General features: G+C 52.3%; 17 protein-coding genes. 6 read left to right on the top strand and 11 right to left on the bottom strand.

Features of this window, described 5'->3' with window-relative positions; all coding sequences use genetic code 11:
- The first annotated feature begins 204 nt into the window (after window positions 1–204).
- The 5 genes from aceE to ACJJIP_RS17155 all read left to right on the top strand — a co-directional run bounded on the left by aceE (window position 205) and on the right by ACJJIP_RS17155 (window position 5,736).
- Entirely contained in the window at window positions 205–2,874 is a 2,670-nt protein-coding gene (gene aceE / locus ACJJIP_RS17175; protein WP_444945689.1) for a pyruvate dehydrogenase (acetyl-transferring), homodimeric type, read from the top strand.
- Window positions 2,875–2,891: 17 nt separating this feature from the next.
- Window positions 2,892–4,535, top strand: coding sequence for a dihydrolipoyllysine-residue acetyltransferase (gene aceF, locus ACJJIP_RS17170; RefSeq protein WP_444945688.1), 1,644 nt, complete (start codon window positions 2,892–2,894; stop codon window positions 4,533–4,535).
- A gap of 251 nt (window positions 4,536–4,786) precedes the next feature.
- Window positions 4,787–5,056: a hypothetical protein gene (locus ACJJIP_RS17165; protein WP_444945687.1), complete on the top strand. Its 270-nt coding sequence runs from the start codon at window positions 4,787–4,789 to the stop codon at window positions 5,054–5,056.
- A gap of 100 nt (window positions 5,057–5,156) precedes the next feature.
- Complete coding sequence (locus ACJJIP_RS17160; RefSeq protein WP_157533342.1) at window positions 5,157–5,459, top strand: hypothetical protein; 303 nt, start codon at window positions 5,157–5,159, stop codon at window positions 5,457–5,459.
- Window positions 5,449–5,736 (top strand): hypothetical protein, encoded by a 288-nt coding sequence (locus ACJJIP_RS17155; RefSeq protein WP_020411981.1) that lies wholly within the window; start codon window positions 5,449–5,451, stop codon window positions 5,734–5,736. The genes ACJJIP_RS17160 and ACJJIP_RS17155 overlap by 11 nt, the downstream gene beginning before the upstream one ends.
- Window positions 5,737–5,819: 83 nt before the next feature.
- Here ACJJIP_RS17155 and ACJJIP_RS17150 read toward each other — a convergent pair whose 3' ends face one another.
- The 3 genes from ACJJIP_RS17150 to ACJJIP_RS17140 all read right to left on the bottom strand — a co-directional run bounded on the left by ACJJIP_RS17150 (window position 5,820) and on the right by ACJJIP_RS17140 (window position 11,315).
- Window positions 5,820–6,674, bottom strand: coding sequence for a glycosyltransferase domain-containing protein (locus ACJJIP_RS17150; protein WP_444945686.1), 855 nt, complete (start codon window positions 6,672–6,674; stop codon window positions 5,820–5,822).
- A gap of 194 nt (window positions 6,675–6,868) precedes the next feature.
- Entirely contained in the window at window positions 6,869–10,069 is a 3,201-nt protein-coding gene (locus ACJJIP_RS17145) for an efflux RND transporter permease subunit (RefSeq protein ID WP_020411983.1), read from the bottom strand.
- Between the two features lie 103 nt (window positions 10,070–10,172).
- Window positions 10,173–11,315, bottom strand: coding sequence for an efflux RND transporter periplasmic adaptor subunit (locus tag ACJJIP_RS17140; protein WP_353377010.1), 1,143 nt, complete (start codon window positions 11,313–11,315; stop codon window positions 10,173–10,175).
- Window positions 11,316–11,696: 381 nt separating this feature from the next.
- Between ACJJIP_RS17140 and ACJJIP_RS17135 the strand changes: the two genes are divergently transcribed.
- On the top strand, window positions 11,697–12,659 hold the full coding sequence (locus ACJJIP_RS17135) for an AraC family transcriptional regulator (RefSeq protein WP_020411985.1): 963 nt from the start codon (window positions 11,697–11,699) through the stop codon (window positions 12,657–12,659).
- Here the strand turns inward: ACJJIP_RS17135 and ACJJIP_RS17130 are convergent.
- The 8 genes from ACJJIP_RS17130 to ACJJIP_RS17095 form a co-directional block, all read right to left on the bottom strand.
- The gene (locus ACJJIP_RS17130; protein ID WP_020411986.1) at window positions 12,656–12,940 is read right to left on the bottom strand and encodes a high-potential iron-sulfur protein; all 285 of its coding nucleotides are present in this window, start codon (window positions 12,938–12,940) and stop codon (window positions 12,656–12,658) included. The genes ACJJIP_RS17135 and ACJJIP_RS17130 overlap by 4 nt on opposite strands.
- Window positions 12,941–13,352: 412 nt before the next feature.
- Window positions 13,353–14,678, bottom strand: a complete 1,326-nt coding sequence (locus ACJJIP_RS17125) for a sensor histidine kinase (protein WP_444945685.1) — start codon at window positions 14,676–14,678, stop codon at window positions 13,353–13,355.
- Window positions 14,678–16,030, bottom strand: coding sequence for a sigma-54-dependent transcriptional regulator (locus tag ACJJIP_RS17120; RefSeq protein WP_444945684.1), 1,353 nt, complete (start codon window positions 16,028–16,030; stop codon window positions 14,678–14,680). The genes ACJJIP_RS17125 and ACJJIP_RS17120 overlap by 1 nt, the downstream gene beginning before the upstream one ends.
- Window positions 16,031–16,144: 114 nt before the next feature.
- Window positions 16,145–16,678, bottom strand: coding sequence for a nuclear transport factor 2 family protein (locus ACJJIP_RS17115; RefSeq protein ID WP_444945683.1), 534 nt, complete (start codon window positions 16,676–16,678; stop codon window positions 16,145–16,147).
- Window positions 16,679–16,765: 87 nt separating this feature from the next.
- Window positions 16,766–17,974 (bottom strand): FtsX-like permease family protein, encoded by a 1,209-nt coding sequence (locus ACJJIP_RS17110; protein ID WP_020411990.1) that lies wholly within the window; start codon window positions 17,972–17,974, stop codon window positions 16,766–16,768.
- 9 nt (window positions 17,975–17,983) lie between these two features.
- Entirely contained in the window at window positions 17,984–19,297 is a 1,314-nt protein-coding gene (locus ACJJIP_RS17105; RefSeq protein ID WP_444945682.1) for an ABC transporter permease, read from the bottom strand.
- A gap of 13 nt (window positions 19,298–19,310) precedes the next feature.
- The gene (locus tag ACJJIP_RS17100; RefSeq protein WP_020411992.1) at window positions 19,311–20,012 is read right to left on the bottom strand and encodes an ABC transporter ATP-binding protein; all 702 of its coding nucleotides are present in this window, start codon (window positions 20,010–20,012) and stop codon (window positions 19,311–19,313) included.
- A gap of 96 nt (window positions 20,013–20,108) precedes the next feature.
- Window positions 20,109–21,389: an efflux RND transporter periplasmic adaptor subunit gene (locus tag ACJJIP_RS17095; RefSeq protein WP_020411993.1), complete on the bottom strand. Its 1,281-nt coding sequence runs from the start codon at window positions 21,387–21,389 to the stop codon at window positions 20,109–20,111.
- Window positions 21,390–21,541: the final 152 nt, after the last annotated feature.

The raw sequence follows: 21,541 nt of genomic DNA, 5'->3' as shown, positions 1-21,541 counted from the left end.
TGCGGTAGCAGATGGCGTCGCTTTTCCTCTCCGCCATATTCAAGTGAAGAAACACGCACTTTGCATTTGCGCCAACAAAGTTGGTGAATTGGCGGAACCAAGAAAAAAAGGAAGCTTTTTTTTGCCCGCGCTGTAGTTTGCCCGCGTACCGATTTTTGAGAAATAGACCGACTCGACGTCGCCTAATTCGCCGAGGAGCACTTGATGCACGAAGATACCGATAACCTCGAAACGCAGGAATGGCTGGATGCGCTGCAGGCGGTTATCCGCTACAGCGGCAAAGAACGCGCAGCCTTCCTTCTGAAGCAGTTGTCCGATCGCGCTACTGATGTAGGCGTACAGCTGCCCGCGGCTATCACCACACCCTACCGCAATACCATTCCGCCCAATGCGGAAAAACGCATGCCCGGCGATCTGTTTATGGAGCGCCGCATACGCTCTCTGATCCGCTGGAATGCCCTGGCGATGGTAGTGCGCGCTAACCAGAACAACGACCATCTCGGCGGCCATATCTCCAGCTTCTCTTCTGCGGCTACTCTCTACGATGTGGGCTTCAACTACTTCTTCCGTGGCAATGAAGGTGAAGAGCGCGGCGACCTGATTTTCTTCCAGGGTCACAGTGCGCCGGGCATTTATGCACGTTCCTACCTCGAGGGGCGCTTCGATGAAGAGCAGCTGGACAACTTCCGTCGCGAAGTAAACGGCAATGGCCTCTCCTCTTACCCGCACCCTTGGCTGATGCCGGAGTACTGGCAGTTCCCCACGGTTTCCATGGGATTGGGGCCGATCCAGGCGATTTACCAGGCACACATTATGCGCTACCTGTCTGCCCGCGGCCTGTCCCCGCGCGGCGATCGCAAGGTGTGGGCTTTCCTCGGTGACGGCGAGTGTGACGAGCCGGAAACCCTGGGCGCAATTTCCCTGGCGGGTCGAGAGCAACTGGAAAACCTGGTGTTTGTGGTCAACTGTAACCTGCAGCGCCTGGACGGCCCGGTTCGCGGCAACGGCAAGATCGTGCAGGAGCTGGAAGGCGTATTCCGCGGTGCCGGCTGGAACGTTGTCAAAGTACTCTGGGGCCGCCTGTGGGATCCGCTGCTGGAGAAAGATGATAAAGGCCTGTTGCAGAAAGTCATGGACGAAGTGGTCGATGGCGAGATGCAGAACTTCAAGGCCAACGGTGGTGCCTATACCCGTGAACACTTCTTCGGCAAATACCCGGAGCTGTTGGAGCTGGTTAAGGATATGTCCGATGATGAGATTATGAAGCTCAATCGCGGCGGCCACGATCCTTACAAAGTTTACGCAGCCTACGCGGCGGCGATGGCCCACAAAGGGCAGCCCACTGTAATCCTGGCGCAAACGGTTAAAGGCTACGGCCTGGGCTCCGCCGGTGAAGCGGCGATGGATACTCACTCCGTGAAGAAGCTGGACCTGGATTCCCTCAAGCGTTTCCGCGACCGTTTTGCCATTCCGCTCACCGACAAAGAGTTGGAAGAAGTGCCTTACTACCGTCCATCTCCGGACAGCCCGGAAATGAAATATATGGCGGAGCGTCGCAAGGCCCTGGGTGGTCCGGTTCCCCGTCGCCCGGTTGAGTGCCCGAAATTGGAAATTCCCGGTCTCGACGCATTTAGCGCACTGACTAAAGGCTCCGGTGAGCGTGAAATCTCCACCACCATGGCATTCGTTCGCGCCATTGCCGCACTAGTAAAAGACAAGAATATCGGCAAGAACATCGCGCCGATCGTTCCCGATGAAGCCCGTACCTTTGGTATGGAAGGCCTGTTCCGCCAGCTGGGTATCTATTCCTCCCAGGGGCAGCGCTACACCCCGGTGGATCACGGCCAGATCATGTATTACAAGGAAGACAAGAAAGGCCAGGTGCTGGAAGAGGGCATCAACGAAGCTGGCGCTATGTCCGCCTGGATGGCGTTGGCCACTGCCTACAGCAACCACGGCGTGCCGATGGTGCCTTTCTATATTTACTATTCAATGTTTGGCTTCCAGCGCGTGGGCGACCTGGCCTGGGCCGCTGGAGATATGCAGGCACGCGGTTTTCTGATCGGCGCCACTGCCGGCCGCACCACCCTGAACGGTGAGGGTCTGCAGCACCAGGACGGTCACAGCCACGTGCTGTCCTCCACTATCCCCAACTGCCGCAGCTATGACCCAGCCTACGGTTACGAGCTGGCAGTGGTTATGCAGCGCGGCTTGAAAGAGATGTACGAGGAGCAGAAGAACCTCTTCTACTACATCACCATCGAGAACGAAAACTACCTGCAGCCGGAAATGCCCCAGGGTGTGGAAGAAGGCATTATTCGCGGTATCTACAAGCTGCAGTCCAACGTCAAGAAAGGCGCCAAGGGCAAAGTGGCGAAAAAGCATGTGCAGCTGATTGGTGGCGGTACTATTTTGCGCGAAGTACTGGCAGCGGCGGATATCCTCGCCGACCAGTTCGGTGTGACTTCTGACGTGTGGAGCCTCACCTCCGCCGTTGAAGCTGCCCGTGAAGGTCAGGATGCGGCGCGCTGGAATATGCTGCACCCGGAAGCTGAGCCGCGCAAAGCCTGGATCACTGAGCAGTTCGAAGGCAACACGTCTCCCGTTATCGCCTCCACCGACTACATCCGTTCCTATGTGGAGCCACTGCGCGAATTTATCGACGGTGAACTGACCACCCTGGGTACCGATGGTTTTGGCCGCAGTGACAGCCGCGAGCAGCTGCGCCGCTTCTTCGAAGTGGATCGCAACTACGTGGTAATCGCCGCACTGAACGGCTTGGCCAAGCAGGGCGTTATTGATGCGAAAGAGGTTGCGGAAGCGATCGTGAAGCTCAATATCGACGCCGAAAAAGTTAACCCACGCATCAGCTAAGAGAAGGCAGAACTCCTATGGCAAAACAAGTCATTAAAGTGCCTGATCTCGGTGGTGCCGATCAGGTGGATGTGATTGAAATTACTGTTGCTGTCGGCGATACCGTCGCGCAAGAGGATTCACTGATTGTGGTGGAGGGCGATAAAGCCTCCATGGATGTCCCAGCCCCAGTGGCTGGCAAAATCCTCAGCATCAGCGTGAAAGAGGGCGATAAGGTCTCTGAAGGCGATGTGATTGGGGAGATCGAAACCGATGTAGCGGAAGCGCCGGCAGAGGAGCCCGCTGCGGCACCTGCCAAGGAAGAAACTGCACCGGCGGCCGAGCCCGCAGCTGAAGCCCCTGCGGCAGCAGTGAGCGGTGAGCCGAAAGAGGAAACGATCCAGGTCCCGGACCTGGGTGGTGCCGATGCAGTTGATGTGATCGAGATCAGTGTACAGCCCGGCGATGCGGTCGAAGAGGGCGACTCCCTGATTGTGGTGGAAGGCGATAAAGCCTCTATGGATGTGCCTTCCCCCAGCGCCGGTACTGTGGTCTCTATCGCCGTTAAGGAAGGTGATAAGGTTTCCACTGGCGATACCCTTGGTGTGTTGAAAGTAGTTGCCACAGGCGCCGCCGAGCCCGCGGCTACAGCTGCAGCCCCTGCAGCGACAGCGCCTGCCGAGAGCGCGCCACAGCAGGCATCTGCGTCTGTTGAGCCCCCGGCAGTGCCGCAAAAAGATCATCAGCTGGAACGAGATTTTACCGCCGCAGCCCAGGTTTACGCCGGTCCTGCCGTGCGCAAACTGGCGCGGGAGTTGGGCGTTACCCTGAACAAGGTGAAGCCCACGGGTCCCCGCAACCGGGTCTCCAAGGATGATCTGCACAACTATATCCGCGAACAGGTGAAGAAGGCTGAGAGCGGTGCCGTTGGCGTAGGCGGTGGAATCGGTATTGCCAAGATGCCGGATATCGACTTCAGCCAGTTTGGCCCGGTGAACGTGGAGCCGATGAGCAAGATCCACAAGATCACCGCTGCCAACATGTCGCGTAACTGGCTTAATGTGCCCCACGTCACCCAGTTTGATGATGCGGATATCACTGAGCTGGAAACCTTCCGCAAGTCCATGAAGGCCGAGGCGGAGAAGCGCGGAGTGAAGCTCACCCCAGTGCCTTTCCTGCTGAAAGCGGTAGCCGCAGCCCTGCGCGCAGAGCCCAGCTTTAATGTATCCCTGCACAATGATGGCGAGCACATTGTGCGCAAGGACTATGTACATGTGGGGATGGCAGTGGATACGCCAAAAGGCTTAATGGTGCCGGTTATCCGCGATGTGGATAAAAAAGGCTTGTACGAGCTGGCGGCCGAGGCCACTGAGATGGCCCTGAAAGCCCGTGATGGCAAGCTGAAACCCAACGAGATGCAGGGTGCTTGCTTCACTATCTCCAGCCTGGGGGCTATCGGCGGCACCGGATTTACCCCGATCGTCAATTCTCCGGAAGTGGGTATCCTCGGAGTATCCAAGCTGGCGATGAAGCCGGTGTGGAACGGTAAGGACTTTGAGCCCCGGCAGATGTTGCCCTTGGCGCTCTCCTACGATCACCGCGCGGTGAATGGCGGAGATGCCGGACGCTTTATGACTTATTTGGTCAGCGTGCTGGCAGACGTGCGTCGACTGTTGCTGTAAAGGTTCCAGAGTCATTACCCTAAAAAAGCGGCCTTTGGCCGCTTTTTTATTTTTCGAGCTGCCTTATGTAGCTATTGCTTTTCGGTATGCTGGCCTATGCAGTGGGGTGGAAGGAAAATGACGTTTAAATTCACTTAAAGATGAATTATGTGAATAAATGACTTGGCGCCAACTGGCTGGAAATTCCCTGGCAACTAGACTCAGAGAAAGACAACTATCAACGCAACACTGAAAATGTGGAGTGTCGGATCATGAGACCTTCAGGGAAATTCGCCTTTCCTGTCGTATCGGCACTGGTGATGCAGGGTTGCTTGTTTTTGCCGGCTGAGGAAGTGGAGGGTGAAGATCCATTCTTCTTTGAGACTGGCACAGCCAGGCAAGGCGAGAGTTTTGTTGATGCCGGCGCCTATCACTCCCAGCTTCGGCCACCTATAACGGTCGGTTTTCAGTGTGAGGAGAGTTGCGAGGATAGAGTGTACGATTCCTCTAGTTGGTTTTTCCCGATACTGAGGGTGTATTAGCCTCTGCGGGAATCCGCATGGAGATCGCTACAGCATAACCCGGTCTTTTACCGAAGTACGCGAAGTCAATTTCGCGTGGTACCGATACGGAGAAGTGCCCATGCAAAAATCCCCGATAGTAATTTCATTGTTTACAACGAGCTTGTTATTGGCAGCTTGTGGAACACCAGATACACGCAATCAAGTGGTTTACCCTTACAGTCCACCTACACCGCGCCATCTGGATTACCGTGCTTATCCTGCCCCTTCGTCACACGTGCCCGCAGCGCCCCCATCACGTAAATCCAGTTATTCCAGTTGTCCCGGAGATTCTGAAGAGCTAGCGCCCGGTTCTATTTGTCCACCCAGTGCTCGTTGTATAGATATTTCTGGCGGAAGGCGATGTATCTCTTATGAAGAGTAAAATTATACTGCCTTTGATATTTGCGCAGTTACTCGGCGGCTGCGCCGACGGCTTTTGGCAGGATTTGTGTGGCGACCCGGTTTATTACACTTATAAGCGCAGCCCAGTACCACCCGATGAAATTACGGCTTTCCCGCGTTTTTGTCTTGTGGGCGACCCCTACATGGGTGAACTTGAAAACTGCATTGCCGCCGGTGTGCACTGTTACCAACTAGATACTGGCGACTGGTGTGCGGGACCTTATTCGCCATTTGTATTGAGCTACAGTTTTTACTAGCACCGGATGCGTGCAGCTTTATTTGATTCAGGTTTGGGTGGTTTAAGAATGCTTAAATATTAAGTTTACTCAGGCTAAGGTAATTAGATTTTAAGCAAGGACTTTAAACTGTCTTTGATGGTCGTGCCGATATAGTGCTTTAATCCATTGAATGTATTCTTGATGTTAACCTCATGGTAATAATCATATCCTAGTTCTTTTAGTAGTACGTGAATATTCTTTGTAACACCTATGGCGAACCAGCTGCATGGAAAGGAAATAATGCAGGGCATCTCTTTATTTTTAAGCTGGATTTGCCCCTGGGCAATGCAATTTATCTGATTGAGAAGGTTAAAGCTTCCGTCTGAGAGGTCAAAGTTATAAAAGAGCTTGGACTTGCCGTCTATTCCAATGTGTTCAGGCGAATGGTGTGTGTAGTATTCCCTTATCATTTTTTGGTCATCGCTATAGTCGGGATACATCTTCTTAATGACAGAAAATAGATGACTTAATGTTTTTACTTTTCCTATAAATATACCCGTTGAAAATATGGTGTTTCCTGCAAAGTACTTTCGCTCGAAGAAACCCTGTGTTCCACTATGTTGGTGGTCATTTGAGAATACTATATCTCGGTCAAAAGAATAAAATTTACTCTCGAGTTGATGAATGGCCGGTAAGATTATTGAATCGAAACCATCAAAATAACAGAGGATATCTTCTTCCGGTAGAGTCTTGCAGAAAGGGAGAAGCAGATCGATTTTTGTGGAAAAATTTTCCCATGGTTGTTCTTGCCCGAGTATGGTGAGTGAAACTCCATTGCGTTTGGCGGATTCCTGTAGAACAGGGAACATTCTTTCAGAGTGAGTGGCAATAGTGACGAGGTGTAACATTTCAGGAACAAGACTACCTGGGTTCCATGGCCTTAATCGTTGACTGGTGAATTCCAGCTGCTGAAGCAAGTCTAGTCCAAGGTTTGTGAACCGTTTGGAGGGGCTGGTTTCCTCGCGTAGTGTGACTCCACGCCTTGCCTATGAGGGCAAGAGTTACTTTTGAGCAAATGGGAAAAGGGTTCCAGGCCGGTGCCCGCTATTGAAAAGACGAGCGTAAAAAGAAAAAGCCCCAGGCACAAATATGTGCCTGGGGGTAAGGGGCTTTAGCCGTTAGCAGGTTGTTCTAACGGCAAGGGGGTATCCTGGACTTGATGTGCGCTTACATTCTTTGACGTGGATATTTTACCGCCGGCAATTTTGCGTAGGGCAACATAAAACACGGGTGTCAGGAACAGGCCAAACAGTGTGACACCGATCATGCCGGTAAATACGGTAATGCCCATGGCATTGCGCACCTCAGCGCCAGCGCCGCCGGCCAATACCAGTGGAACAACACCGGCAATAAAGGCGACGGAAGTCATAATGATCGGACGAAGACGTAGGCGGCAGGCTTCCAAGGCAGCTTCTACCGGGCCCTTACCGTCCATTTCCAGTTCGCGGGCAAACTCCACAATCAGAATGGCGTTTTTACAGGCAAGTCCCATTAAAACAACCAGCCCGACTTGAACGAAAACATTGTTGTCGCCGCCAGTAGCCCAGACACCAAATAGTGCAGCCAGCAGGCACATGGGCACGATCAGGATCACCGCCAGCGGCATAACCCAGCTCTCATAGAGTGCGGCCAGTACCAGGAATACCAGCAGTACTGCGAGTGGGAAAACCACCATAGCGGCATTGCCCTGGTTGACCTGCTGGAAGCTGAGGTCGGTCCACTGGATTTGCATGCCCGGTGGCAGGGCTTGGCTGGCAACCTGCTCAACCGCTGCCAGTGCCTCGGAAGAGGACAACATGCTGGGATCGGACTGCCCCATCAGGTCGGCTGCCGGATAGCCGTTGTAGCGGATCACCGGGTCTGGTCCGTAACTCTGGCGCAGGGTCACCATGGTGCTGATGGGCACCATCTCCCCATTCATATTGCGAGTGTAGAGATTATCGAGATCCTGCACTTCATCGCGGAAAGGCGCATCTGCCTGGGCAACCACCTGGTAGGTGCGACCGAACAAGTTGAAGTCGTTGATATACATGGAGCCGAAATACAGCTGTAGGGTGCCGAATAGATCGTCCATACGCACGCCCTGGGCTTTGGCCTGTAGGCGGTCTACCTCGGCGTCCATCTGCGGCACATTGGCCTGGTAGGAGCTGAAGGGGTAGCTGAGGCCGCTGGCTTGGCTCAGGGCCCCAGCCAGCATATTGGTAGCATTTTGCAGCTCACCGTAGCCGGCACCGCGACGGTCCTGGACATAGAGGGAGTAGCCGGACCCAGCACCCAGCCCGAAGATGGGCGGCGGCATAAAGGTCATGGCAAAGCCTTCTTTGATCTGTGAGATTTTGCCATTTAGCTCCGCAGCGATTTCCTGGGCACTGCGCTCACGTTCATCGAAATCGTCGAATAGGATAAATACCGTGCCCACGTTGGGGGTGTTGGTACTTTGCAGGGCATTGAAGCCGACAAAGGCCGCGGCGTTGGCAACCCCCTCAGTTTCCAAAGCCAATTCACTCACGCGGCGAGCAACTTCCTCGGTGCGGTCCAGGGAGGCACCTTCCGGCAGGCGAATACTACCCACCAGGTAAGTCTTATCCTGAACCGGAATAAAGCCGCCGGGCACCTGTTGGAACAGGGCGAAGGTACCGCCGAGCAATATCAGGTAGGCCCCAAATACGATACCGCGACGCTTGAGGCTATGGCCCACCACCCGCTGATAGCGCTCGGAGTTGCGCTGGAAGAAGCGGTTGAACGGGCGGAATAACCAGCCGAACAGGCGCTCGATAATGCGCGCGGGTATATCCGGCTTGGCACCGTGGGGCTTCAGCAGGGTTGCCGCCAGAGCCGGGGACAGAGTCAGGGAGTTGATCGCGGAGATAATGGTGGCGATGGCAATGGTGGTGGCGAACTGGCGGTAGAACTGACCGGTGATGCCGTCCAGGAAGGCCATGGGCACAAATACCGCACAGAGCACCAAACTGATGGCGACAATCGGACCGCTCACCTCGCGCATGGCTTGGTGGGCAGCGGCTAAAGGTGTCAGTCCCTCCTCGATATTGCGCTCGACGTTTTCCACCACCACGATGGCGTCATCCACCACAATACCGATGGCCAGTACCATGGCGAACAGGGTCAGGGTGTTGATCGAGAAGCCCAGCATCAACAGCACCGCAAAGGTGCCGACAATAGATACCGGCACGGCCAAGAGTGGAATCAGGGAGGCGCGCCAGGTCTGCAGGAACAGGATAACCACCAGCACTACCAGCAGCACCGCCTCCAGAAGGGTCTTGATCACAGAGCTGATGGAAGTGCTGACGAATACGGTTGGGTCGTAGGCAACTTTCCACTCCAGGCCTTCGGGGAACTGTTCTCCCAGTTCTGCCATCTTCTCGCGCACTGCAGCGGAGACTTCCAGGGAATTGGAGCCTGGAGACTGGAAAATCGGAATGGCAACCGCCTGGCGGCCGTTTAATAAGGCGCGTAGAGAGTCTTGAGATGAAGCCAGTTCAACCCGCGCCACGTCACGCAATCGGGTAATTTCACCATCGCTGCCGGTCTTCAGTACCACATTGCCAAACTCTTCCTCGCTTTGCAGGCGGCCCTTGGCGTTGATAGAGATCAGGAAATCAGAACCATTGGGCATCGGCGAGGCGCCGATCTGTCCGGCGGACACCTGTACATTTTGTTCACGCACTGAGCTGACGATATCCGCTGCAGTCACGCCCAGGGCCGCCGCTTTCTGCGGGTCCACCCACAGGCGCATGGCATAGTCTCCGGAGCCAAATACGGCGGCCAGGCCCACACCGGGAATGCGCGACAGCTCATCACGGATATGCAGTACGGCGTAGTTGCGAATATAGGTCGCATCGAGGCTGTCGTCTGGAGAGATCAGATGCACCGCCATCATCAGGTTGGGCGACTGCTTCTGCGTGGTTACCCCCTGGCGGCGTACATCTTCCGGTAGACGGGGTAGTGCCTGGGATACCCGGTTTTGTACCTGAACCTGGGCCTGGTCTGGATCGGTGCCCAGTTTAAAAGTGACATTTAAAGTGAGGGTGCCGTCACTGCCTGCTACCGACTTCATGTAGATCATGTTTTCTACACCATTGATGGCTTCCTCCAATGGTGTGGCAACAGTTTCGGAAATCGTTTTGGGGTTGGCTCCAGGGTAGCGAGCGCTAACTTGCACGCTGGGTGGTACAACTTCCGGATATTCACTAACCGGTAGCGATGGGATACTGATCAGACCCACCACAAAAATAATGATCGACAGCACCGATGCAAAAATAGGTCGGTCGACAAAGAAACGGGAAAAATTCATACACTGCTACCCCGTGAGCGGCAATATAAACGCTCGAATTCCATTGATATAACTCTTCCAGAGTGGATGCTGGCCATAGTAGGGCTGCCTTCTACCCGTTGTCTCAGTGGCCCGCTGCCTGGGCGCCACCACCCCGCACTTGCTGGGCAACCATTTCAGGCACCACGGGCATACCGGGGAAGAAAATTTTCTGCAGGCCGTTGACCACAATTCGTTCGCCAACTTGCAGGCCACTGCGAATTACCGTGCGCTCACCCTGGCGTGGCCCTACTTGAATTGGGCGACGTTCTGTCAGGTTCTCTTGAGTGACCACATAGACGTAGCGGCGGTCCTGATCGGTAAGTACGGCCTTGCTATCGATTAGTACTGCTTGATCCATTTCTTCAATGGGCATCTCCACACGGGCGAACTGTCCGGGCTTAAAAGTACCTTCGGTATTGGAAACCACTGCCCGGAACTGGATGGTGCCTGTGTGGCTATTGAGGCGATTATCGATAAAGTCCAGCTTGCCCTTATGGGGGTAGCCGTTTTCACCGGAGAGGCCGATATGTACTGGAGGCGCAGAATCGGCCTTGAGCAGGCGGCGGCTCTCGGCGAAAGTCTGTTCATCGCTTTCGAAGTAGACGTACATGGGGTCTACAGAGACCAGAGTGGTCAGCAAGGTGGCATCGGCATTAGCGAGATTACCTTTAGTGACTAGGGCGCGACTTACCTGACCACTAATTGGAGCCTTGACCTGAGTGTACTGGAGGTCGAGTCGGGCGTTTTCCACTGCTGCTTCTGCGGCGCTTAGGGCTGCGCGTTCCGCGTCCCTTGAGGCGATGCGACGGTCGTATTCCTCGCGGGAGATCGCTTTACTGTCCAGTAGCTGCTGAGCGCGGCCGGCCTGTTTTTCACTGAAGGACAGCTGGCTGCGCACTCGCTGTAAATCGGCCTCAGCAGCACGAAGACGGGCTTTATAGGGGCGTTGGTCGATGGTGAACAGGACATCGCCACGTTTTACTAGGGCACCTTCGGCAAAGGAAACCTGGTCGATATAGCCACTCACGCGGGGACGTAATTCCACGGTTTCGGGCGCTACAACTCGCCCGGTAAAACTGCGCCACAGGGTGGTAGGCTCAGAGCCGACTTTTGCAACTTCAACCGCAGGTGGCGGCGGCTGTTGTCCCGCAGGCTCGCCGGTGCCACAACCGGACAGAACCAGTGCGGACAGACCGAGTAAAGTGACTGTTAATTTCTTGACCATAACGCGTGTACTCCCTTTGCTACGGAAGAGGGAGGTGCTGAATGGCTCCTCTCCTACTAGGACTGCAACTTTAATGATGAGCAAGATGATGAGGGTATCCGGTAACTATGGATTGATTGCCTATTCCTGCTTAAGGGGGAAAGTGATGTAGAAATGAGTGCCGCATGGGGGGAGTAATTGGAACTGGATATATAACTAGTTGTTTGTCAAATTGAATGAGATTTTACCGTGATTTGAGAGGTATGATTCGTCTGCGGTTATCTATTACTGCACGGTAATTGCCCATTCCTGCAAAAGAGTCGGGAGATTGCCTAAAACTCCGTATACTGTGAGCCACCTAGATTGATGTAGCCCGCTGGGATGCGGTCGAAAGGGGAACGTATGAGAACCGATGGCAGTGTGAATCAACAGTCTCCAACTTCTTTGCTGGAACCTACTCGCAAGAAGTTGGCCGGGACACTCCAGCGACTGGCACCCGAGCAGGGGCTAATAGAAACCTACTTGGATGGTTTGGCCCTAATCCGTTGTAACGAGCCGGTAGCTTGTGCCTCCTCTGTATATGCGCCATCTCTCAATTTTATTATTCAGGGAAGTAAAACTCTGGAGTTGGGAGACAGGGAAATTTCCTATATGCCTCTCAGCTATGTGGCGACTTCAGTACATCTTCCCATTCTTGGGCGAGTAGAGCGTGCTTCGGAGGACACCCCTTTCCTCGGTGTGAAGTTAACGATAGATCCCAAAGAAGTAGCTGACCTGGTATTGGAGCTGGGAGATAAGGCCCCGGGAGTGGAGGCGGGGTATGACTGCCCTGAAGTGAGTTGTGGCCTTTGTGTGACGCAGATGGATCAGGGAATGCTGGATGCATTGAGCCGGCTGGTACACCTGTTGGAAACTCCTGTGGATGCTCAGATATTGGCCCCCCTGGCGCGACGGGAGATTATCTATCGCGCCTTAATGGGTGAAATCGGTGCCCGTATGCGCAAGTTTGCTATGGCAGACAGTCAGGCAAATCGGGTATCCAGAGTCATTGAAGTATTGAAGGACCGCTACTCGGAGCCGCTACGCATTAGTGACTTGGCAGAGCAGGCGAATATGAGCGAGTCATCGCTGTATCACAGCTTCAAGCAAATCACCCGCATGTCGCCCCTGCAGTTTCAAAAGAAATTGCGCTTACATGAAGCCCGCCGCTTGATGCTCACTGAGGGCCTGGAGGCAGCTTCCGCCAGCTATAGGGTGGGCTATGAAAGTCCTTCACATTTTAGCCGTGAGTACAGCCGCATGTTTGGCCTCCCCCCACGTGCGGATGTGAGTAAGCTGCGTGGTGAGCAAAGGGTGCCAGCCTAGTCCGAGGTGGCATCACCCTGTTTGAGGACAAACAGGCTGCACCACCCCTCAGGACTGATTTCTCCTTCGACCACGATGCAGGCATTAGGCGGCTGGAAAAGCTGGCAGTCAACGCACTTCTTGCCATTATTTGGTGTGTCCTGATAATTCACGGCTTCTTTTTTTGCCTTGATCTGTGCGTTAGTGCGATCTGTGACAATAACTGCCGCCGGTAATATCGCTAGTGAGCAGCTGGAGATTTTGAGGAATTTTCTACGGGAGATAGTCTGTTTCCGGTCCATGCTAGAAAAGTGTCCAAATTAATTGGTTAGGGCTTCAAAAATTCAGAGTAGCTGGACGAGAGGTTTTTGCTGGGATTAACACTTTTTACAGAAAAAAAAGAGAAGTAAGAATCAATCTTATTGTCATTTAAGGGTTCAATACACCTGTCTGTTCCCTGGTCAGCTGAAATCAGGCTTCGCACTAAATTAGCCGCTGGAGGAGCACTATTTAATCTGCCGTGATTTTTTTGGATAGGGTTGCTTTAGGTAGTTGTATAAAAGAAATTTTTGTTAAAGTTTTTTGCTCCCATAAATAGGGGGCCGCCTTGTTTAGCCAAAGCTGCTATAGGTCTGAATGACACTTAATTTATTGTATAACTTGCTATTTGAGCAGATAACCATTTGATGGTTTGCTTTTTGGGCAAGTTCCTCGCTAGTGAGATTCTTTAGCCCAGGGCAGCCATAAGGTAATTTGTAATCCTCCCTCAGGACGGTTTAGCAGTTGAATGTGTCCTCCGTGGGCATCGACAATTTCTCTGCACAGCGCTAAGCCAAGGCCCACACCCTGTTCTTTGGTAGAAAAAAATGGAAGTAGTGCCTGTTGTAGAACTTTTTCACTCATGCCGCAGCCGCGATCCGCAATTACGAGTTTTTGTCCTAGGCCATCAGTGCTGATGGTAATTTTAATATCTTCATTACTGGAACCGGCCTCGTGGGAGTTTTTGATCAGGTTCAGTAGGGCTTGCTCGATTTGTACTGGGTCAAAATACCCCTGGCGCTCTGGTAAATCCCCCGACAAGGTGAATTCCTGCAAGGGGGCAATACGTTCGATAAGTGTCTGCCAATCCACAGTTTCGCAACTGGGGGCGGGCAGCTTCGCGAAACTGGCATAGCCCTGGGTAAATTCCGTCAGGTGTTTGCAGCGGTCGGCGATGATATCAAAAACTTTTTCCAGCGCCGCAGCTTTATCTGGCTTGGCGATAAGCATTTTGCCTGAGTGCGCCAGTGAGGATATGGGGGCCAAAGAATTATTGAGCTCATGGCTGATTAGGCGAATGACTTTTTTCCAAACTTCTACTTCAGCGCGGGTTAACTCTCTTGTCATCTCACGCAAAACAATCAAGCGGTGCTTTTGCGCATTGAGTACAAATGTACTATTACCGATGTGCATGGAGTGAGTTCCATTTGTATCGGTGTAGTTAAAAAGCCCATTTTCCCAATTATTAATAGCATTTGCGATCTCCCCTGGGCTATTGGGGAGTAGTTTCTGTAAAAGCAGGCCTTGGATGGGCCTGCCGGCATTAAGTAGTTTTTTGGCACTGCTGTTGGAATAAATGATGTGATCGCTTTGATCGAGAAGTAACAGCGCTTGCGGTGAGCTTTGGATCACAGTATCGAGGAGCAATTCGCGCTGATAAATATGAGCGCGCTCACGTCGCAGGTGCTCACCGATTTCGTTGTATAAATTTGTAATCTGGCGGAGCTCTATATCCCTGGGAGGGACCAGAGAGATCGAAAAATCACCATCGCGAAAATTAAGTAGCCCCCCCTGTAAGGATTTAAGGGTGGTCGTCAGGGGAGTGAGAACCTGACGCATCAGCCCCAGGATAATAATAATCCCGAGGAACAGCCCCGTAGCCCACGATAAGCGTGGATCCAGGCCTATATAAATACAAAGCCACGGGATAGCTGTACCTATAATCAATGCCACAGTGGCTGTGGCAACGATGCGCCCCTCCAGGGAAAAATATTTGGACATCAATAGGAAATACCATGTTTTTCCAAGCGACGATACAGCGCTTGACGGCTCATACCCAGCTCTCTTGCGGCCTGGGCAATAATACCATTGCAGCTGGCTAGGGTTTGCTGTAGTAGCTCCCTACTAGGCTCAAAACTCACATCAACTTTTTCAGTTGCAGGCTGTTCGGGCAAGGCCAGCACTGCCTCATCAATGGTGTCCTCCTGGCACAGGACTGATGCACGCTGCATCACATTCTGTAATTCGCGTACATTGCCTGGCCACTGGTAGCGAGTCATTGCGGTCAGTGCCTGTGGGGAAAGTTTTTTGGGGTTACTGTTTTCACCTAAAAAGCTTATTGCCAGAGGTGCTATATCCTCGGGGCGTTCACAAAGAGGCGGTAGACGCAGCTCGATCACATTCAGGCGGTAGTATAAGTCCTGGCGGAAGTTGCCCTCAGTGATGGACTTGGGCAGGTCACTGTTGGTAGCGCTGATTACCCGTACTTTAACCTTCCGCGTTTGACTGCTGCCAAGACGCTGGAATTCGCCGGTTTGCAGCACGCGTAGCAGTTTTACCTGGCCACTGGCAGAGAGTTCGCCGATCTCGTCGAGAAACAGGGTGCCTCCATCGGCCGCCTCAAAACGACCTTCACGGGCCTTATTTCCTGCTCCGGTGTAGGCTCCGGGCTCCGCGCCAAAGAGCTCCGCTTCCATCAGCTCCTCCGGCAGTGCTCCGACATTCACTTTGATAAAGGGGCCATCACGGAGTAGTGAGTTAGCTTGAACAATATCGGCTATTTTTTCTTTACCCGCCCCGTTGGGGCCTGTGATCAGCACAGGTACATCGGACTTGGCTACCTGGGTGGCCATTTCCAAAAGCTTTTGCATATTATCGCTACGGTAAATAATATCTCGTAGATCAAACTTTTCTCGCAGTTCGCTGCGGGCATTCATTGCCTGTTGTTGTGACGCACGCTGGCGCTTTTGTAGCTCGCCCAGCTCTAGTAAGTTGACAATCGTGGAGATTAGCTTGTTATCGTCCCAGGGTTTGCCCAGGTAATCGGCCGCTCCAGCGCGGACCAGCTCCACCGCCATTTCCAATTGCGTCCAGGCGGTCAAGAGGATAATGGGCAGATCCGGATTGATTTCGCGAATAGCAAAAAACAGTTCGCGCCCCTCTTCACCAGAGGTGGTATCCGCAGTGAAGTTCATATCCTGGATCACCAGGCTGATATCCCGGTTCTCTCGTAATAATTGCAGACCTGCCTGGGGAGTAATGGCACAGAGGGGCTGCAAGTCATGTAATGACAACAGTATTTCCAGGGCCGAGACGATACCGCTGTTATCGTCAATAATGAGTATTTTATCCATAGGACCAAGAGCCAGCTTGTAAGCTGGCCATTATGCAATGAGTGGGTGGTTAGGGGGAACTGCTGCCGCTGGTGTTTAAATCCAGGCCGTAGGTTTGAACGTTAGTGTCAGAGGCTAATGACCATTGCTGGCAGGTTGGTGATCAAAACTCAATACTCTGGCGAGCTTCCACTGCCCATCCTCTTTTTTCCAGAGGTGGGTGAACTGTCCACTCTCGCGTAATACTTCGCTGTTATCAGCATTTATGCCATAAAATTTATGTGTACCGCTTTGAATGGCCCCGTAGTTGTTCATTGGGAAAACTCTAACACTATCGTTGATGAGTTCGCGGCGCGCTTTAATGTCACTGCCGGATTTTTGACGTTCACACATACTGCTAATACCATTGAGAAACTCTTGTGCTGAGCTTGCAGTTTTCCCCCACTTATCATGGTACATTTCAAAATCATCGGTGACGAGTTGACCCAGTTTTTTAATGTCGCAGCTGTTGAAAACAGCATCAAAAAGTTGTGAGTCCACAACGGTGATTTCCTTTTCTAATTCCTCTGTAGCTTGAGGGCCGGCAACGACGGGATGTTGCTCGGCAATTGCTGTGGGTATGAAAATTGATATGGCAGTAAAACCTAGAGCCATCAAATAATTTCGCATAATAAATTCTCCCTTTTTATTTACTATCTTACTTTTCGCCAAACTGGCGGTCAGCTAAAAAGCCCGACCACCAGTTTCAATTTGATTTTATACACTGCGCGTGGCGGTAGCCGGAGAGATATTGGCTGCACGCAGTGCTGGCGCTAGTGCAGCAGCGAGACTAACAACCAATACCAATAGAGCACAGATAAGGAGAGGTAGTAGGGTTAATACCGGCTGAGAGTAATCGCGTACCATATACTGATTAACGATTAGGGCTGCGGCACTACCCAGGGCGATACCGGTAACGGCAATCAGACTGTTTTCAATCAGGAAATAGCGGCTGATATTGCTGCGGCTAGCCCCTAGTGCCCGTCTAACACCTATTTGTTTGGCGCGTTGGTTAATCCAGAAGATTGTCAGCCCGACGATCCCCAGCGCTACGATAAAGCTGAGTGTGGCCGCAACAATAGATAACACTTTGACCATTAAGTTATCGCCTGCATAACTGCGAGCGACATACTCTGAGAGCACTCTGGTTTTAATGACTCTTTGAGGGTCCCTTTCAGACAGTTTATCTACCAAGGTTTTTAACACATCATCGCGCTTGCCTGGTTCGGCGCGTACTAAATAATTGACGTCCTGAGTATTTCTGACAATGGGGAAAAAGGCCACATTACCTGCTTTTGACCAGTCCACCCAGGCGCCCAGATGCCGTTCGATAACACCAATAATTTCTATTGGATGGGAAGTGTTGCCATCATAGAGGGGTTTTCCAATAGGATCTTGGTCTGGGTAAATTTTATCGGCGAACTGCTGGGTAATAACTGCGACATTGATATCCCGAATTTCACTTGGATCAAAATATTGCATTTCTGCATTGGTAAAATTTCGCCCCGCCACTAATTTTAAACCTAGGGTATTGATAAAGTTTGGGTCGGTGTTGTATCTGTTAGAGACCTCTCCGCCGACCTCCTGATTAGGTTGAGTGTAAAAAGTGCCCGCGGAGCCAGACCGCGATAAGGGGACTTGGTTGGTAATGGTTGCATCTTTGACGAAAGGCAGTTTTCGCAGTAACTCCAAATCAGAAGAAACGGCTCCAATCATGTCGTAGTTATTGGGAATTGCCATCACGTTGATGGCAATGATCTCCTCTACGGCAATACCGGTGGGCCTTTCTATTTTTGCAATACGATCTTTTACGATCACAACCGTGTTGCTGATGATTGCTAGTGTCAATGCAAGTTGAAGAGCGATCAGCAGGGCAGGCACTTTGTTACGCCAGAGGGCGGATAACATGGGTTTTAATTCAAGCATGACTCGTCCTTACTGGGTTTTCAGGTAAATGGAAGGGTTAGTGCGACTGATACGCCAAGCTGGGTAAAGCCCTGCCAGCAGGCTTGCGATTAGCGCGAGACCAATGGCTGCGATCACCATCACCCAATCCATCCTCGCGACCGTATCCAGTTGTCCCATAGCTAAATAACGGATTCCACTGATCCCCATAAAAGCAAGTAAAATACCGGCTATTCCACCGAGAATACCGATGGTTGAACTTTCAATGAGGTGCTGCGTGAAAATGGCATTGCGGCTGGCTCCAAGTGCCCGACGCACACCCGCTTCAGGCGCTTTGCGGAGAAACTTGGCGAGTAATAGAGCTACTGCGTTGATAACGCAAACTAACAGAAAAGCCAGGGATACCCAGCCCAATACGCGGTTGTCATCGCTGAGGACTTCGTTGAGAACCAGCCATTCGGAAGGTTTACTCAGGGCAAATTTCAATGGTCGCTCGAAGCGCCCTTGGTCCTTCTGCCCTTGAATATATGCGGTTAGAAAGTTTTCGTACTCGGTTTTTTGTTCTTTATTAGTGAGTTCCACCCAGTACTGAATCCAGACGCTCTCACTTTGTAGGAAACCCTCATAACCTTCGCCCTCTCCACTATCCCAGCCATTGGTATTCCCCCAGCTGTAAATTTCCAGCTTGCGGTGAAGACCAAAAGGCACGAAAAGGGATTCAACTTTCGTAAAGGAACCATTATTGACATCGTAAACTTTGGGTGAGGGTTCCCAGGTATCAATAACGCCAATGACGGTAAAAGGTTGGCTATTTAATATGACGGTTTCACCAACGCTGTCTTCTCCAGAGAATAACTTTTCATTGGTGGCCTTGGAGAGTATCACCACTTGCATGGGTGAGCTGTCGGCAGTCTTCTCCCAGGTGCCTCCATATATAAAAGGGATATCGAATAGGTTAAAGAAATCACGGGTGGTTACGCGGATGTCAGCGGTATAAGGCCGGATTGCTGACTCTTCCAGTTCCACGGTAAAACCATAGCGGTGCATGGCCACCTGATGAGTGGGGATGTCAGAGCGCAGTAGGGCTTGGGCATCTCTATAAGTCAACTGCCAGGGAATTTCATTGGTGGTATTTGCGGCTTCATTAACATCCCAGCTATCGAGTTGAACGGCAAAAAGAACATCGTCTTTATGCTCTAGCGCGTTCTGCGACATCATGTAGTTGAGGGTGAGTACTGTCATGGAGGCACCCACACCCACCGCGATAGCAGCGACCATCAACGCACTTAATGTCGGTGTACTACGCAGGCTTCGCAGTGCCAGGGAAATATAGTATCCAATCATTACTGCAGACTCCTTAAGCAGTAGCGGCTTCGGGTTGCTCTGTGACCGGGCGCAGGTCGCACACTTGCCCATCCACGATCTGGATATTGCGGTGCGCACGACGGGCCAGCTCCGGATCATGGGTAACCATTACGATGGTAGTTCCCCACTCATTGATAAATTCCAGTAGCTCCATTACTTGGCGTGCCATTAGGGAGTCGAGGTTTCCAGTGGGCTCATCTGCGAGCAGGAAACGTGGCTCCCCTGCCAGGGCCCGGGCAATAGCAATACGTTGTTGCTGTCCGCCGGAAAGCTGTGCAGGCAAGTGTTTTGCGCGGGCGGACAAGCCCACTTGCTCCAGTACTTTCTCAATACGCTTGCGGCGTTCTTTAGCGCTGAATCCACGGTAGCGAAGAGGGACATCAATATTGTCGAACAAGCTTAGATCCGGGATCAGGTTAAACCCTTGGAAAATAAACCCGATCTTTTCATTACGCAGGCGGGAGCGCTGGCGATCGTTCAGGTTACTTACATCCTCGCCATCCAGCAGGTACTGGCCGCCGGTTGGGGTTTCCAATAACCCTGCGATATTCAGAAAGGTCGTTTTTCCGGAGCCACTGGGGCCGGTGACAGAGACAAATTCCCCCTCCTTCACTTCTAGGCTGAAGTCACGCAGGGCGTGGGTTTCAATAGTGTCTGTGCGGAAACTCTTGCGGACGTTATGCATCTTAAGCATGGCGATGTTCCTTGTTTGTCACTGAATTTTTAAATCGTTGATAAATCGCGGAAACTGAGAGGGTGTAGCTTGCGCGTGTTGAATGTCTCGCTCGGTTTATTCTTTCAGGGCAACTAGCTGTGCCCTCTCCAATTCTTCGGAGGCGGAGATAATGATTTGATCTCCCTCTTGCAGGCCGGAAATGATTTCCACTTGTTTCAGTCCCAGCGCGCCAATTTGAATGGCAACGCGCTCTGCCTGTTGTTGATCGTTGAGACGGAATGCAAAGCGGCCGCCGCTCTGATCCAGGAAACCACCACGTTTCACCAGCAGCACATCATTGCGATTCTCCAGTAGCACGCGGGCGGTGAGGCGCAGGTTTTGGCGCAAGTTTTGGGGTTGTCCCTCGCTAAAGCGCACCCGGGCGATGACTTGGTTGTCGATGACTTCGGGGGATATCGCAGTGATTTCACCGGGTAGTTCACGCCCCCCTAGGTTGACGGCCACGGCCATATTCAAGCCGAGGTCGTCGGCGTAGTTCTCTGGCACTGCCGCCTCAAGCTCAAAACTGGTGAGGTCAACTACGGTGATCAAGGGGGCGTTAGCGGCAACGGCGCTGCGCTGGGATACGGCGAGACTGCCGATGGTGCCGCTGACAGGGGAGAGGATTTCTAATTCCCGCACGCGGCGCTCGAGTTCCTCTACCTGCAACTTCTGCTGGGACACTTGTAAATGAAGGGTTTGGGTATCAAAGCTCAGGGACTCTTTTTCCAGCTCGGCATTTTGTACAGCCTGCTCATACTCCAGTTGTGCTCGGGCCATATCGTCCTTGCTCTTTTCAAAGTCGAGCAGGGAAATAATCTGCTTCTCCTTGGAAAGCTCAGCCCGTTTTAACTCCCGTTTGGCGGCGGTGAGGTTTACCCGGGCGAGATCGGCCTTTTGCTGGTTTTCCAACTGCTGGCGCTTGGCCTGTATTTTCTGCCGTTGCAATTCTACGGACAGTTTATTGAGTTGAGCTTCCTCCTGGGCGAGTTGGTTGGATAGCTCAGGGCTGTCAACCGAGGCGAGGACTTGCCCAGCTTTCACAGTATCTCCGGCTTTTACCGCAAACTTAACGATGCCCTGCGCAGGGCTATAAAGTGTGGGGCTGTTGGCTGCGACCACTTTGCCCTGAACCACCAAGTCTCGAATCAGGTCACCGCGCTCAACCTGGGCAATATTGATACGGGATAAGGACAGGGTGTTATCTACTGAGCCGGTCCTATGCCAGGCATTAACACCCCAGATCAAAAATGCGATGGTGAGGCCAAGCAAGGCGGCAGCCTTATAGGCTTTGGGGTTTTTCCAAAGCGGTAGGGCTTCGATTTGTGTATCTTGCCTGGAAGTATCTCTAATCATTGTTGCTTTCCACTTCTCTGTGCGATTGCTTCTGCTTTGTAATTTGGATGCAGTGCATTTCTGTTTCGGATGCAAATCAAAAAAATCTGCTCTGTGAGCTACTACGCAAACCCTGTGCCAACTTTTTTTTGTCTGTAACTTATTGATATTTA

The organism is Microbulbifer variabilis (genome assembly GCF_052467165.1).
The sequence above is the reverse complement of the archived record's forward strand: the minus strand, read 5'-3'. Positions and strand labels throughout refer to the sequence as shown.

Coding starts and splice junctions, on each gene's coding strand:
- aceE (WP_444945689.1), top strand. CDS start 205: ATGCACGAAGATACCGATAACCTCGAAACGCAGGAATGGCTGGATGCG.
- aceF (WP_444945688.1), top strand. CDS start 2,892: ATGGCAAAACAAGTCATTAAAGTGCCTGATCTCGGTGGTGCCGATCAG.
- ACJJIP_RS17165 (WP_444945687.1), top strand. CDS start 4,787: ATGAGACCTTCAGGGAAATTCGCCTTTCCTGTCGTATCGGCACTGGTG.
- ACJJIP_RS17160 (WP_157533342.1), top strand. CDS start 5,157: ATGCAAAAATCCCCGATAGTAATTTCATTGTTTACAACGAGCTTGTTA.
- ACJJIP_RS17155 (WP_020411981.1), top strand. CDS start 5,449: ATGAAGAGTAAAATTATACTGCCTTTGATATTTGCGCAGTTACTCGGC.
- ACJJIP_RS17145 (WP_020411983.1), bottom strand. CDS start 10,069: ATGAATTTTTCCCGTTTCTTTGTCGACCGACCTATTTTTGCATCGGTG.
- ACJJIP_RS17140 (WP_353377010.1), bottom strand. CDS start 11,315: ATGGTCAAGAAATTAACAGTCACTTTACTCGGTCTGTCCGCACTGGTT.
- ACJJIP_RS17135 (WP_020411985.1), top strand. CDS start 11,697: ATGAGAACCGATGGCAGTGTGAATCAACAGTCTCCAACTTCTTTGCTG.
- ACJJIP_RS17130 (WP_020411986.1), bottom strand. CDS start 12,940: ATGGACCGGAAACAGACTATCTCCCGTAGAAAATTCCTCAAAATCTCC.
- ACJJIP_RS17125 (WP_444945685.1), bottom strand. CDS start 14,678: ATGTCCAAATATTTTTCCCTGGAGGGGCGCATCGTTGCCACAGCCACT.
- ACJJIP_RS17120 (WP_444945684.1), bottom strand. CDS start 16,030: ATGGATAAAATACTCATTATTGACGATAACAGCGGTATCGTCTCGGCC.
- ACJJIP_RS17115 (WP_444945683.1), bottom strand. CDS start 16,678: ATGCGAAATTATTTGATGGCTCTAGGTTTTACTGCCATATCAATTTTC.
- ACJJIP_RS17110 (WP_020411990.1), bottom strand. CDS start 17,974: ATGCTTGAATTAAAACCCATGTTATCCGCCCTCTGGCGTAACAAAGTG.
- ACJJIP_RS17105 (WP_444945682.1), bottom strand. CDS start 19,297: ATGATTGGATACTATATTTCCCTGGCACTGCGAAGCCTGCGTAGTACA.
- ACJJIP_RS17100 (WP_020411992.1), bottom strand. CDS start 20,012: ATGCTTAAGATGCATAACGTCCGCAAGAGTTTCCGCACAGACACTATT.
- ACJJIP_RS17095 (WP_020411993.1), bottom strand. CDS start 21,389: ATGATTAGAGATACTTCCAGGCAAGATACACAAATCGAAGCCCTACCG.